The organism is Rhodococcus sp. FG69 (assembly GCF_057808915.1).
On sequence record NZ_JBMDIX010000007.1, the window covers coordinates 1 to 12,906 of the forward strand.

Annotated in this window: 14 protein-coding genes and 1 riboswitch; of the genes, 6 read left to right on the top strand and 8 right to left on the bottom strand. The window is 64.4% G+C overall.

The features are described 5' to 3' along the window. The 3 genes from ACODSO_RS07520 to pruA all read right to left on the bottom strand — a co-directional run. The coding region (locus ACODSO_RS07520) for a hypothetical protein (protein WP_489036182.1) at window positions 1–256 on the bottom strand (256 nt) is incomplete at its 3' end. Between the two features lie 37 nt (window positions 257–293). Continuing rightward, window positions 294–1,238 (bottom strand): proline dehydrogenase family protein, encoded by a 945-nt coding sequence (locus ACODSO_RS07525; protein ID WP_489036184.1) that lies wholly within the window; start codon window positions 1,236–1,238, stop codon window positions 294–296. Beyond that, entirely contained in the window at window positions 1,235–2,884 is a 1,650-nt protein-coding gene (gene pruA, locus ACODSO_RS07530) for an L-glutamate gamma-semialdehyde dehydrogenase (RefSeq protein ID WP_489036185.1), read from the bottom strand. The genes ACODSO_RS07525 and pruA overlap by 4 nt, the downstream gene beginning before the upstream one ends. Window positions 2,885–2,985: 101 nt before the next feature. Here pruA and ACODSO_RS07535 point away from each other — a divergent pair, with 101 nt between their 5' ends. Beyond that, the gene (locus ACODSO_RS07535; protein WP_489036187.1) at window positions 2,986–4,569 is read left to right on the top strand and encodes a PucR family transcriptional regulator; all 1,584 of its coding nucleotides are present in this window, start codon (window positions 2,986–2,988) and stop codon (window positions 4,567–4,569) included. Here the strand turns inward: ACODSO_RS07535 and ACODSO_RS07540 are convergent. Next, complete coding sequence (locus tag ACODSO_RS07540) at window positions 4,559–5,131, bottom strand: TetR/AcrR family transcriptional regulator (RefSeq protein WP_489036189.1); 573 nt, start codon at window positions 5,129–5,131, stop codon at window positions 4,559–4,561. The two genes, ACODSO_RS07535 and ACODSO_RS07540, sit on opposite strands and share 11 nt — an antisense overlap. A gap of 62 nt (window positions 5,132–5,193) precedes the next feature. On the opposite strand from ACODSO_RS07540, the gene ACODSO_RS07545 reads away from it, so the two are divergent. Together ACODSO_RS07545 and ACODSO_RS07550 are read left to right on the top strand one after the other, a co-directional pair. After that, complete coding sequence (locus ACODSO_RS07545; protein WP_489036190.1) at window positions 5,194–6,333, top strand: acyl-CoA dehydrogenase family protein; 1,140 nt, start codon at window positions 5,194–5,196, stop codon at window positions 6,331–6,333. After that, on the top strand, window positions 6,330–7,022 hold the full coding sequence (locus ACODSO_RS07550) for a dienelactone hydrolase family protein (RefSeq protein ID WP_489036191.1): 693 nt from the start codon (window positions 6,330–6,332) through the stop codon (window positions 7,020–7,022). Before ACODSO_RS07545 ends, ACODSO_RS07550 begins: the two co-directional genes overlap by 4 nt. On the opposite strand, the gene ACODSO_RS07555 is transcribed toward ACODSO_RS07550, so the two are convergent. Both ACODSO_RS07555 and ACODSO_RS07560 read right to left on the bottom strand, forming a co-directional pair. Further along, window positions 7,019–7,822 carry an ABC transporter gene (locus ACODSO_RS07555; RefSeq protein ID WP_068370492.1) on the bottom strand — a complete coding sequence of 268 codons (804 nt, stop codon included), beginning with the start codon at window positions 7,820–7,822 and terminating at the stop codon, window positions 7,019–7,021. The two genes, ACODSO_RS07550 and ACODSO_RS07555, sit on opposite strands and share 4 nt — an antisense overlap. A gap of 26 nt (window positions 7,823–7,848) precedes the next feature. Beyond that, window positions 7,849–8,163: a DMT family transporter gene (locus ACODSO_RS07560; protein ID WP_489036192.1), complete on the bottom strand. Its 315-nt coding sequence runs from the start codon at window positions 8,161–8,163 to the stop codon at window positions 7,849–7,851. A gap of 13 nt (window positions 8,164–8,176) precedes the next feature. Then, a riboswitch (guanidine-III (ykkC-III) riboswitch) is annotated at window positions 8,177–8,238 on the bottom strand. Window positions 8,239–8,369: 131 nt separating this feature from the next. Here ACODSO_RS07560 and ACODSO_RS07565 point away from each other — a divergent pair. Both ACODSO_RS07565 and ACODSO_RS07570 read left to right on the top strand, forming a co-directional pair. Beyond that, a complete protein-coding gene (locus ACODSO_RS07565) occupies window positions 8,370–9,068 on the top strand; it encodes a response regulator transcription factor (protein WP_068370496.1) in 699 nt (232 codons plus the stop codon). 5 nt (window positions 9,069–9,073) lie between these two features. Then, the gene (locus ACODSO_RS07570) at window positions 9,074–10,462 is read left to right on the top strand and encodes a sensor histidine kinase (RefSeq protein ID WP_489036350.1); all 1,389 of its coding nucleotides are present in this window, start codon (window positions 9,074–9,076) and stop codon (window positions 10,460–10,462) included. Here ACODSO_RS07570 and ACODSO_RS07575 read toward each other — a convergent pair. Continuing rightward, window positions 10,459–11,838 (bottom strand): MFS transporter, encoded by a 1,380-nt coding sequence (locus tag ACODSO_RS07575; RefSeq protein ID WP_489036193.1) that lies wholly within the window; start codon window positions 11,836–11,838, stop codon window positions 10,459–10,461. The two genes, ACODSO_RS07570 and ACODSO_RS07575, sit on opposite strands and share 4 nt — an antisense overlap. Window positions 11,839–11,917: 79 nt before the next feature. Between ACODSO_RS07575 and ACODSO_RS07580 the strand changes: the two genes are divergently transcribed. After that, window positions 11,918–12,433 (top strand): winged helix-turn-helix transcriptional regulator, encoded by a 516-nt coding sequence (locus ACODSO_RS07580; RefSeq protein WP_489036195.1) that lies wholly within the window; start codon window positions 11,918–11,920, stop codon window positions 12,431–12,433. On the opposite strand, the gene ACODSO_RS07585 is transcribed toward ACODSO_RS07580, so the two are convergent. Continuing rightward, window positions 12,426–12,851 (bottom strand): HIT family protein, encoded by a 426-nt coding sequence (locus ACODSO_RS07585; RefSeq protein ID WP_489036197.1) that lies wholly within the window; start codon window positions 12,849–12,851, stop codon window positions 12,426–12,428. The two genes, ACODSO_RS07580 and ACODSO_RS07585, sit on opposite strands and share 8 nt — an antisense overlap. Between the last annotated feature and the right edge of the window lie 55 nt (window positions 12,852–12,906).

Consider the following 12,906-nt stretch of genomic DNA (forward strand, 5'->3'; position numbering starts at 1 on the left):
CCGCACCCGAATCCGCATCATCCGCAGACAATTCCGACAACACAAACACATCCAACAACTCCGCGAACAACTCCGCGAACGAAACGAACCCCCACCCTTCTGACCGAGAGGGAAGTAGCAGTTCGGTGCTCGACGTCAGCGTCGAGCACCGAATCCTGTCGATTTCGGCTCGTACCGCGGCATGCTGGGAATCTGGCAATGCTGCCGCGACCGCAACGCGAGAGGCGACTTCTTGGAACAGGTCGAGAATGAACACCAGCGCGGTCGGGCCGCTCAGATTCCTGTGGGCGGCCTCAATTCCTCGACACCAGCGACCGCACGAAGAACATCAGGTTCGCCGGTCGCTCGGCGAGACGGCGCATGAAGTATCCGTACCACTGATTGCCATACGGAACGTAGACACGCAGCTGCTTGCCGTCCGCGACGAGCAGCGCTTGCTCCGCGTCGCGGATCCCGTACAGCATCTGATACTCGTAGCTCGACACGTCACGGCCAGCTGCCCGGGCGAATCGGTCTGCGGCGTCGATCATCTCGGGATCATGGGAGGCAACCATCGGATAGCCGTCACCCTCCATGAGGATCCGCAGGCACCGAACGTACGAGTCGCTGACGTCGACGGGCCTCTGAAACGCGACGGATGTCGGCTCGTTGTATGCGCCCTTGCACAAACGAATTCGCGACCGCGGACCGGAGAACTCGCGGCAGTCCTCCTCTGTGCGTCTCAGATACGCCTGCAGGACCGTACCGAGATCGGGGAAGTCGACCCGGAGTTCTCGAACGATCGACAGTGTCGAATCAGTCGTGGTGTGGTCCTCGGCATCGACCGTCACCCACACGCCCACCTGCTCGGCCTTCGCGCAGATGATCCGCGCATTCGCCAACGCCAGCGATCTGTCGATTCCTTGACCCAGCGCCGACAGCTTCAGCGACACCTCCAGCGAACGAGGGGCCGCTTCCATCGTCGAGTACGACTGCAGCAGAGACAAATAGGCGTCGACGGTCGCGTGCGCCTGGGCCGCGTCCACCGTGTCCTCGCCGAGGTAGTCGACGGAGACGAATCGACCGGAATTCACCAGTGCCAGCACCGCGGCTACGGCGTCGGGCTCGGATTCCCCTGCGACGAAACGGTCGACGAGCTTCCTGGTGATGCGCATCCTGCTCATCGCGCCCTCGAGCCGAGGTGACCGAGCGGCAGCGAGCAGCGCAGGCCGCAGCGGGTTGTTGAGCACAGTCGTCATTTCGATCCCTCGCCGTCCTGGTGCGGGTAGCGGTGCGCGGTCGGCGCCACGAAGGTTTCTTTGACGGTACGAGCCGACGCCCAGCGAAGCAGGTTCTGCGGCGAACCCGCTTTGTCATTGGTGCCCGACGCCCGGGCGCCCCCGAACGGCTGCTGGCCGACGACGGCACCGGTGGGCTTGTCGTTGATGTAGAAGTTGCCCGCCGCGAAGCGCAGTGCTTTGTGCGCCGCATCGACTGCACCACGATCGGTCGCGATGACCGCACCGGTGAGCGCATACTTCGATCCGGCGTCGACCTGCTTCAACACCTCCGCGTACGACCCCGGTACCGAATCGTCGTAGACATGAACCGCGAGAATAGGTCCGAAGTACTCGGTGTTGAATGCCTCGTCGCTGGGATCGTCTCCGAGAAGCACTGTGGGGGAGACGAAATAGCCCTCGGAGTCGTCGCACGTTCCACCGGTCGCGACCGTGAGGCTCGACGTCGACTTCGCCCGATCGAGCGCGGCCGCGTTGCGATCGAACGCACGCTGGTCGATGACGGCGCCGCCGTAGTTGGACAGATCGGTCACGTCGCCGTACTTCAGCTGTGAGACCTGCTCGATGAACGGATCGCCCATCTTCGCCCACACGGACTTCGGTACGAACGCCCGTGACGCCGCTGAGCACTTCTGTCCCTGGTAGTCGAACGCGCCGCGAATCAGCGCAGTCGTCAACACCTCGGGATCCGCCGAACCGTGTGCGACGACGAAGTCCTTGCCACCGGTTTCGCCGACGAGCCTGGGGTAGGCGTCGTAGTTCGCGATGTTGTTGCCGACCTCGCGCCACAGGCGCTGAAATGTGGGAGTGGAACCCGTGAAATGAATTCCCGCCAAACGTGAATCGGCCAGTGCAACCTCGGAGACAAGCGGACCGTCGCCGAGCACGAGGTTGATGACTCCGGGCGGGAGTCCAGCTTCTTCGAGTAGCTGCATTGTCAGGTACGCGGCGACGGCCTGCGTCGGCGACGGCTTCCACAACACCGTATTGCCCATCAGGGCAGGCGCGGTCGGCAGGTTTCCCGCAATCGCGGTGAAGTTGAACGGCGTGATCGCGTAGACGAACCCTTCGAGCGGCCGGTACTCGACGCGATTCCAGACACCGGGCGAGGACACCGGCTGGTCTGCAAGAATTTGCCGGGCGAACGCGACATTGAAGCGCCAGAAGTCGATGAGTTCGCACGGAGCGTCGATCTCTGCCTGATACGCGGACTTGGACTGTCCGAGCATGGTGGCGGCCGCGATCTTCTCGCGCCACGGACCTGCCAAGAGATCCGCGGCGCGAAGGAACACGGCGGCGCGGTCGTCGAACGGGAGCTCCCGCCACGCAGGAGCCGCTGCCGCAGCCGATTCGATGGCGTCGCGCACGTCGTCGTGCGTCGCATTGGAAAAGCTGCCGATGATGGACGAGTGCCGATGTGGTTGGACGACGTTCTCACGGGGCCCGCCAGCAGTGCGATGGACACCGCCGATGACCTGGTGAATCTCGGTCGGATTGGACTGCAGCGAGTCGAGCTGCGTCCGGAGCCGGCTTCGCTCGGGGCTACCGGGTGCGTACGAGTTGACTGCTTCGTTGATCGGGGCTGGTACCGAGGTGACGGCGTCCACGGCGGTCCTCCTTCTTCGATGGTGTTGGTGGCCATTGAAGTCGGATTCGTCGCGCTTGTATTCTTCCAATCGGCCAAAGAGAATGGGGCTATGTTGGTCAGATGAACGAACGCATTCCGCTGCAGACGCTGCTACGTGCGCTTCGCGGTGCCTTCGTCGAGGTGCTGTCGACGCCCGAGGACCGTGATGTCTCGATCGGGTCGGTGACGCTCATGGACGCGGATGATCTGGCCGGCGCGACGACATGGGCTGATCTGTGTCTTGTGGTCGGCGTTCCCGACCACGACGCCGTTGCCTGGATGGACGAATTGGCGCTGCGTCGCCTCGAGGAACGCCCGCGGGTGGTCATGGTCAAGAAAGCGTCGATCGAGATGCGTCATGCAGCTCGCGTCGGCCGAATCGCCCTCGTGTCCGTGCATCCTCAAACCCGTTGGGAGCGAATGCTGTCGATGATTCGGAGCGTCCTCGACCACTCGATTCAACGCGCGGAGGTCGACGACACCGGCCTCTACGACACCGACCTCTACGGGCTTGCGCACACGATTGCGTCGCTCACCAAGGGAATGGTGAGCATCGAGGACGCGCGCTCGCACGTTCTTGCGTATTCGGCGACCGACGACGCAGCTGACGAGTTGCGGACGCTGTCGATTCTCGGTCGCGAAGGCCCGACCGACTACCTTCGACGCCTCAACGAATGGGGAGTCTTCGATCGAATCAGGCGTAGTGACGACGTCGTGGAGGTACCTGCCGACGACACGCTGGGAATCCGCCGTCGCCTCGTCGTCGGAATTCGATCCATCCCCGACGCTGCGGGCGCAGCGACCACTCTCGGAGCGATCTGGGTTCAGGAAGGGCAACGGCCCATCGACGCCGATGCCGACGCGGTCCTGCGCGGCGCGGCGGCTGTTGCGGCCAGGCTCATCAAGAGGGTCCTCGACGCCCCCACCAACGAGGCAGTGCAGATCCAACGGCTTCTGGGCGGACGCGGCGGCGGCGTCGATGTCCCGTCACTGGCTGCGGCACTGTCGATTTCGTCGTCAGGTCCAGCTGCGGTAGTCGGATTCGCCGGTATGGGCGATGGGGCGATCGCCGACCACGCCGCTTCTATAAGACTGCACGCCAGCGCATTCCATCGAAGTTCGCTGGCGACTGCAATGGGCGAGCGGATCTACGTGCTGTTTCCAGGAGAAATTTCGGCACGATCGCTCGAATTCTGGACCCGCGATGCCATCGGCCGGATCGAGAAGCGCACGGGTACGGCGCTGCGAGCTGCGCTCGTGTCGCCGGTTGCAGCGCTCGACGACGTCGCCGCGGCGCGATTCGAAGTGGACCGTGTGCTGGATCGGACGGTCGGCACCAACAGGGTCACCACGCTGGCCGAGTCGAGAACGTCTGTGTTGCTCGGTGAAATCATCGAACTCGTCGGCAATCACGAGCACCTTCACGATCCCCGCATCGAGAATCTTCGTCGGTACGACGCCGACAACGCATCGACGATGACCGAGAGCTTGAGGGTGTACTTCGCGCATTTCGGTGACGTACGAGGTGCAGCAGACGAGCTGCAAGTTCACCCGAACACGTTGCGGTACCGGATGAAACGGGTCGAAGACATACTCGGCACAGATCTGAAGGACCCGGACGATCGGGTGCTGCTCGAGCTTCAGCTGCGGGTGTTCAGCCGGTGATGCCGGTCGTCAACAGTGCGGCCAGCTCGGCGTACGCCTGCGAATCGTCGAGACCTGTCCGCTCGGATACTTCCCTCGTCTGAATACGCGCCATCGTCGACGCTGCGATATCGGCGACGAATGCAGCATGCACGCTGCGCACTTCCCCGGAGGTGGCACCGTCGTCGATCAGTTCTTGGACTCGTTTCGCGGCGAATGCCGTGTTCTGCTCGTACACCTCGCGGGCGGGCGCGAACGCGGCCAGGTCGTCCATGAACTGCCGTGACGCAGGCTCCAATGCAACCCCTACCGCGGACAGATATGCCGTGAGACGGTCGGCGAATCCGTCGATCCCCGCGATGGACGCCTCCACCCGGTCGGTTGCGCCGCGGAAGAAGTGGACGGTTGCAGCCCGAACCAGCTGTTCCTTGCTTCCGGCGAGTGTGTAGAGCGTCGACTTGCTGCAGTGCAGGCGTGCGGCAATGTCGTCGAGAGTGAGGTGTGCAAAACCCTGCGACAGCAACAGCTCGACCAGTTGGTCGAAGAGTTCGGCTCGGCGGGCCGTCGCATGGGCTGCGGTCATGCGCCAGACAGTACTGGATACAGTACTGTGAAGGAAACGTCAGTACTGTGAGGAGTCTTGAAGTGCCAGTCGACCGTCTGCTTCCCACCGAGGAAGCCCGTGACCTGATCCAGCTCACCCGCGATGTCGCGGACAAGGTGCTCGCCCCCATCGTCGACGAGCACGAGAAAAACGAGACCTACCCCGACGGGGTGTTCGGCACGCTCGGCAACGCCGGTCTGCTCAGCCTGCCGTTCCCCGAAGAATGGGGTGGCGGCGGTCAGCCGTACGAGGTCTACCTGCAGGTTCTCGAAGAACTCGCTGCGCGCTGGGCGGCCGTCGCGGTCGCTGTGAGTGTGCACAGTCTCGCGTGTTCGCCGTTGCTCGCGTTCGGCACCGAGGAACAGAAGCAGCGGTGGCTGCCGGACATGCTCGGCGGCAGCCTCATCGGCGCCTACAGTCTGTCCGAGCCGCAGGCCGGTTCCGATGCCGCAGCGCTGACCTGCAAGGCAACGCCGAAAGACGACGGCTATGTCGTCAACGGTGCCAAGGCCTGGATCACCCACGGCGGCATCGCTGATTTCTACAACCTGTTCGCCCGCACCGGGGAGGGCTCCAAGGGTGTGTCCTGCTTCCTGGTACCCAAGGATCAGCAGGGCCTGTCCTTCGGTAAACCGGAAGAGAAGATGGGTCTGCACGCGGTGCCCACTACCTCGGCGAGCTACGACGACGCGTTCGTCTCCGGCGAGCGTCGCCTCGGAGCCGAGGGACAGGGCCTGCAGATCGCGTTCAGCGCCCTCGACTCCGGGCGGCTCGGCATCGCAGCTGTGGCAGTCGGGATCGCTCAGGCAGCGCTCGACGACGCCGTCGCATATGCGAACGAGCGCACGACCTTCGGCAAGAAGATCGTCGACCACCAGGGGCTCGGTTTCCTGCTCGCGGACATGGCGGCGTCCGTCGACTCGGCACGAGCTACGTACATCGATGCCGCTCGCCGACGCGACGCCGGCCTGGACTATTCGCGCGGCGCATCCGTCGCGAAGCTCATCGCAACCGACGCCGCGATGAAGGTGACCACCGACGCGGTGCAGGTCTTCGGCGGCTACGGCTACACCCGGGACTTCCGCGTCGAGCGGTACATGCGTGACGCGAAGATCACGCAGATCTTCGAGGGCACCAACCAGATCCAACGGCTCGTGATTGCGCGTAGCCTGCGTACGTGACCGACATCTCCGTAGACAGTCCCGCCGGACCGATCGATGCAGTGCTCGAGCTGCCCGACGCCCCTGGCCCGGGTGTGGTGATCGTGCACGATGCGTTCGGTCTCACCGCCGACACGCGCAACATAGCCCGGCGATTCGCCGACAAGGGCTACGTCGCGCTCGCTCCCGATCTGTACACCCGCGGGGGCGTCCGCAAGTGCGTGACGGGCGTGTTCCGGGCGCTGCTGGGTCAACGCGGCGTCGCGATCGATGACCTACTGGCTGCCCGTGACTTCCTCGCCGAGCACCCCAACGTCACCGGCAAGGTGGGAATCGTCGGATTCTGTATGGGTGGGGGATTCGCTCTGCTGCTCTCGCCCAAAGGTTTCGGTGCCAGCGCGCCGTTCTACGGCATCACCCCGAGGCATGTCGAGGACGCTCTCGAAGGAGCATGCCCCATCGTCGCGTCGTATGGAAAAAACGATCCGTCGCTGATCGGTGCGGGCAAGAAGATCGAAAAGGTGCTGTCCGCGAAAGGGATTGCACACGATGTGAAGACCTACCCGGGGGCGAGTCACAGTTTCGCCAACGCACTGCCGTCAGGGCCCGCAGGTGCATTCGTCCGCATCACCGGCATGGGATGGCGCGGCGAGCAGGCTGAGGACGCGTTCGCGCGGGTGTTCGAGTTCTTCGGTGAACATTTGCGCTAGTGAAGCTCGGGGATCGTCTGCTTCCCGCCTTTGAGCCAGCGGTTCGGTAGTCGTCCGACAAGCTCGCCCAGCGGATTGACAGCCTGCGCGAGGATCTCGGCCGTGTCCTGCAGAATGTCGATGCTGGCGCCCATGCGCTCGAGATTGGGGGCCAACTGGGCGAGGGTCTGTGACAGGGTGACCAGCTGATCCAGTGGACCGTCCTTGGCAGTCAACCGCTCGATCGCGCCCCCTTCGGACAGCAGCTGCTCGAGCAGGCCGCCCTCCTGGATGGCGCGCTCGATGATGCCGTCCTCTCGCGTCAGAAGCTCGAGCGGACCGTCCTTGGCGGTGAGCCGTTCGAGCGGCCCGTCGACAGCGGTGATGCGGTCGAGGAGGCCGCCCTCGGCGAGCAACCGTTCGAGCGGGCCGTCCTCGGCGAGCAATCGTTCGAGGGGGCCGTTGGTGGCGGTGATGCGGTCGACCGGACCGCCGGCCGAGAGTAGCCGCTCGAGGGTTCCCTCCTCGGAGGTCAACCGATCGACGACGCCACCCGGCGCGAGCAGTCGGTCGAGAGGCCCGCCTTCGCGGAGGGCGTTGCCGAGCGCGCGATCGTCCGATGTGAGCTGCCCGAGCTGGGCGAGCAGCTGCATCGTCCCGCCCTTGGGGTTGGTGAGGGTTGCGATGTTGGCGGGTGTGGCGGCACCGCTTTCGAGAGCGAACCGGGTGGTCGAAAGTATGGCCCCGGACACCTCGATGGCCGTTTCGGCGATGGCGATCCCGGCGCGAGCGGGCAGTGTGATCGCGGACACCCAGTTCATGAAAGTAACTGTAACCGCTCGACCACTCAGTGCAGTAGCTTCAGCCCGACAACGCAGCCGACGATGCCCATGAGCAGCGCGACCTTGATCCACGACGCGGTCTCGTCGCCGGTGATCATCGCGTATGCGACGGTGAGCGTCGCGCCGATGCCGACCCACACGGCGTACGCGGTTCCGATCGGTAGGGTCCGCATCGCGACTGCGAGTCCGCCCATGCTGGCGACGAGGGCGACTGCGAAGACGATCGTCGGGACGGGTCGTGAGAAGCCGTCGGACTTGCCGAGGGCCGTCGCCCAGACTGCTTCGAGGATGCCGGAAATTACGAGAACGATCCAAGCCATGAGAAAACACTCCCATGCACCGTCTTGTCGCTGGCCGGGTACGGTGCGCTCGTCCGTTAGTCATCGAGACTGGTACTAGGGTACCACTTCCTGGTGGCGGTTGAGTGCACCCTGGGGCACTCAACCGCGCCAGTGCGGCGGAGCCGCACAGGAAACTCACAGCGACAGTGCAGGAATCCCGCAGGCGCCGGGGCGATGATGTACCTGTGAGCGAAACACCCGAGGCGCGCGTACTGATCGTCGACGACGAACCGACCATTCTCGAACTGCTGTCGGTCAGCCTTCGTTTCCAAGGTTTCGACGTCCAGACGGCATCGTCAGGTCCGGAAGGTCTCGACAAGGCGAAGTCCTTTCGCCCCGAAGCCGTGATCCTGGACGTCATGATGCCCGGCATGGACGGGTTCGGCCTACTCCGGCGCCTGCGTGCCGACGGCATCGACGCGCCCGCGCTCTTCCTCACTGCACGTGATTCGGTCGAGGACAAGGTCACCGGCCTGACTCTCGGCGCCGACGACTACGTGACCAAGCCGTTCAGCCTCGAGGAGGTTGTCGCACGCCTGCGGGTGATCCTGCGGCGCTCGGGGAAGACGGAGGAAACCGCACCGTCGCGAATATCGTTCGCGGACATCGACCTCGACGACGACACGCACGAGGTGTGGAAGGCCGGCGAGCCCGTGTCGCTGTCACCCACCGAGTTCACCCTGCTTCGCTACTTCATGGTCAACGCTGGAACGGTCTTGAGCAAGCCGCGCATCCTCGACCACGTATGGCACTACGACTTCGGCGGCGAGGTCGGCGTCGTCGAGTCCTACGTCTCGTATCTGCGTCGCAAGGTCGACACCGGGGAGACCAGGTTGATCCACACCCTGCGGGGAGTCGGCTACGTCATGCGGCAGCCGCGGTGAGGTTACTGCCCGTCCTCAAGGGTGTACCGCTGCGCTTCACTCTTGTCGCAGCGCTGCTTCTGCTCGTCGCAGCGGGATTGCTGGCTTCCGGTCTCGCCGTGACCTCGGCGCTGGAGAGTTCGTTGATCCAACGCGTCGACAAGAGCTTGTTCGACGCCTCGCGCGGGTGGGCAGAGCCGCGCTTGCCGCCGCTGCCGTCGCCCAGCGAATCACGTCGTCCGCCCAGCGACTTCTACGTGAAATCCGTGAACGCCGACGGTGTGGTGGAATTCGAGGAGGACGCAAATTCGGACCGACCCGACGTCGCGGGCGTCGATACGTCGACGCCCGTCTCCGTCGGGTCGACGGACGGCGGACCTACCGAGTGGCGTGCACTGTCCATTACGAATTCCGAAGGCACCACGCTGGTCGCACAGAGTTTGACGCCCACTCAGATCACCGTCGACCGTCTCATCGGCCTTCAGCTGGTCATCGGCGCGATCGTCCTGGCAGTGCTCGCGATTCTCGCGTACTTTGTCGTGCGTCGTAGTCTGCGACCGCTGGTCGAGGTGGAGGAAACTGCTGCTGCAATCGCGGCGGGCGACCTGCACGAGCGAATACCCGAACGCAGCTCCAGAACCGAAATCGGCAAACTCTCGATTGCGCTGAACGGCATGCTGTCTCAGATTCAGCGTGCCTTCGCCGCGAGCGAGGCATCGGAGGATGCGGCACGCGCGTCGGAGAACAGAATGCGACGCTTCGTCGCGGATGCCAGCCACGAACTTCGAACACCGCTGACCACCATCCGAGGTTTCGCCGAACTGTATCGGCAGGGTGCGATGACCGATATGACGCTGCTGATGAACCGTATCGAAGGTGAGTCCGCGCGCATGGGTCTGCTCGTCGAGGACTTGTTGATGTTGGCGCGGTTGGATGCGCAGCGCCCGCTCGAGAGGCGGCCGGTGGATATACTCGCAATTGCCGCCGATGCAGTTCACGACGCCAAAGCCGTTGCCATCGAACGCGACATCGCGCTGAGAGTATCTCCCGGACCTGGCATTCCCGAAGTGGTGGGGGACGACGCGCGGCTTCGTCAGGTGCTGGCCAATCTCGTCGGAAATGCCATCAGGCACACCCCGGCGGACGCCTCCATCACCGTGTGTGTGGCAACCACCGATTCGACTGTTGTGCTGGAGGTTCGAGACACCGGACCGGGGTTGGACCCCGAGGAAGCGCAGCACGTATTCGAGAGGTTCTACCGAGCCGACTCCTCACGCACGCGCGAAAGCGGTGGCAGCGGACTGGGTTTGTCGATCGTCGCAGCCCTTGTCGCTGCGCACGACGGAACCGTGACGGTCGACAGCGTCCCCGGCGAAGGTGCAACGTTCCGCGTGGAGCTTCCTCGAGCCATCTAGCTCGTGGATGCTGTGCTTCGGCAGGCAAGCACGACGAGCGCACCCGCGATCGACGCCGCCGTCGTGAACAGCACGGCGCTGTTCCACCCTTCGACCAGTCCTGCGGTCGACGGTGCACCGACAGGTACGGCCAGCACCGCCACTACGGTCACGCCGACGGCCGATCCGACATAGCGGGCCGTGTTGTTCGCGCCGCTCCCCATGCCTGCTCGCCCGTCCGGAACGCTGGCGACTGCCTCCCGTCCCAGCGCGGCGTTGACGACTCCGCTCGCGACGCCCGCGATCAACAGGCCGGGAATCAGCCGTGTCCAGGTGGAATCCTCCGACAGACCGAGCAGAAAGAGTTGCCCCACAGCAACTCCGAGCATTCCGACTGCCAGTTGCGTGGCGCCGGAGACGCGCGGAGGGATGCGACGGGCGAGAAGCGCGGTGACGACGGACGTCCCCGACCACACGAACAGAAGCAATGCCGCGCCCAGCGCATCGATTCCGTACGCGTTTCCGAGGAACCCGGACATGAACGACATCAATGCGATGATGCCCGCCCCCGTCATCAGTGCTGCGAACGTCGCGGCTAGGAAGGCGGATTGTGTGAACAGCTTCATGTCCAACATCGCTGACTCACCGCGGTATTCGACGATCACGAAGATTGCCAGCAGCAGGGCCGAGGCGCCGAACAATCCGATCGGCAACGACTGTGACCATCCTTGCCTGCCCTCGACCAATGCTGCCAACAATGCGCTGACGCCGAGGCCGAGAAGAAGTGCGCCCGCCGGGTCGAGTCCGCGTGGGGAATCGGTCCTGGACTCGTCGACGCGTCGGTGTGCAGCGTAGGCAAGCGCGACGCTCGCTACTGCCAGCAACCAGTAGGCGTCGCGCCATGTCGCGATCCGGTCCAGACCCGCTGAGACGAGGGGGCCCAGCGCGATGCCTGCGCCGAGGCTCGCGCCCCAGACGCCGCTGGCGCGGGCGCGCAGCGGACCGACGGGGTGGGTGTGCGCGATGATCCCGAGGCTGGACGCTACGAGGGCGGCGCCGCCGAGGCCTTGCAGGACTCGGGCGACGACGAAGATCAGTGTGTTGGGTGCGACGGCGCAGCCGATGGATCCGGCCGCGAGGACCATCGCGCCGATGACGAACGATCGTCGACGCCCGAAGTCGTCGGACACCGTCCCCGCTGTCAGCAGCGCTGCACCGAGCCCGATGCTCATCGAGCTGAGAATCCACGTGGTTCCCGCCGCATCGCTGCCGAGTGTGGACGCAGTCGAGTTGATGGTCGCGAGAGGAGCGGTGAATGCGACGAGGGTGAGTAGGGTGCCGAGCGCCGCAATCGTCAGTGCTCGCCGCTGTAAGACGGCAGCGTCGGTGGTAGTCATCGTGCCCCTTCGGTTCGGTGACCGAACTGTAGCCGGTGGGAATGGTTCGGTCAACAGACTGTTCGGGTATCCTCGATGCATGGCTCTGGGCGTCGACTATGCACAGCAGGACTGCTCCATGGCGCGCGCGCTGGAGTTGATCGGTGAGCGGTGGACACTGTTGATCGTTCGCGACTCACTGTTCGGAGTCAGGCGCTTCTCCGACTTTCAGACGCACCTCGAGGTATCGAAGGCCGTTCTGGCACAGCGACTCTCTGGGTTGATCGATGCCGGTTTGCTGACCCGGGAGCCACAGGGCGGCCGCGAGGAATACGTCCCGACGGCCGCTCTGGAAGATTTATGGCCCGTCGTGTACGCGTTGAACGACTGGGGCGAGAAGCGGGTGTCGTCACCTGGAGGAGCGCGTCGAGAATTCCTGCATGCCGCCTGCGGAACCCTGTTGCAGGGCGCTGGAATCTGCCCGACGTGTGGAGTCGCTCCCAAACCCCGTGAGGTCTCGACGCGTCCAGGCCCCGGAATCGGTGAGACCGTGCGAGCGAACACAGTGTCGAGAGCTCTGCGTTCGCCGCGCACGTTGTTGGAACCGATCAGGTAGGAACGTTGTCGCCGTAGCCCAGTTCGGTGAGCGCAGCCTTGATCTTCGACGCCGCCTCGTCCTGAGACTCCGCCGATGGGGTCGGATCGGCGCCTGAGATGTCGAAGTTGCCCATCTGGTACGCAGGGAAGACGTGCAGGTGCAGGTGCGGAACCTCCAAGCCGGCAATCAGGAAGCCCGCTCGCGGGGCATCGAACCCTTTGACGACGGCCTGTCCGATCTTCTGGGCGACGGCGGTCAGCTTGCCGAAGGCTGCGCCGTCGACGTCCTGCCACTGGTCGATCTCCTCGCGCGGGACGATCAAGGTGTGGCCTGGAGTCACTGGAGCGATCGTCAGAAACCCGACGACGTCCTCGTCCTCCCACACGAATCGTCCCGGAATCTCACCGCTGATGATCTTGCTGAAGACGGAAGCCATGAGGAGAGGGTATGCGGCCGGTGGCCCGCGCGCACGGAGTGACAGCAGAGTGCCC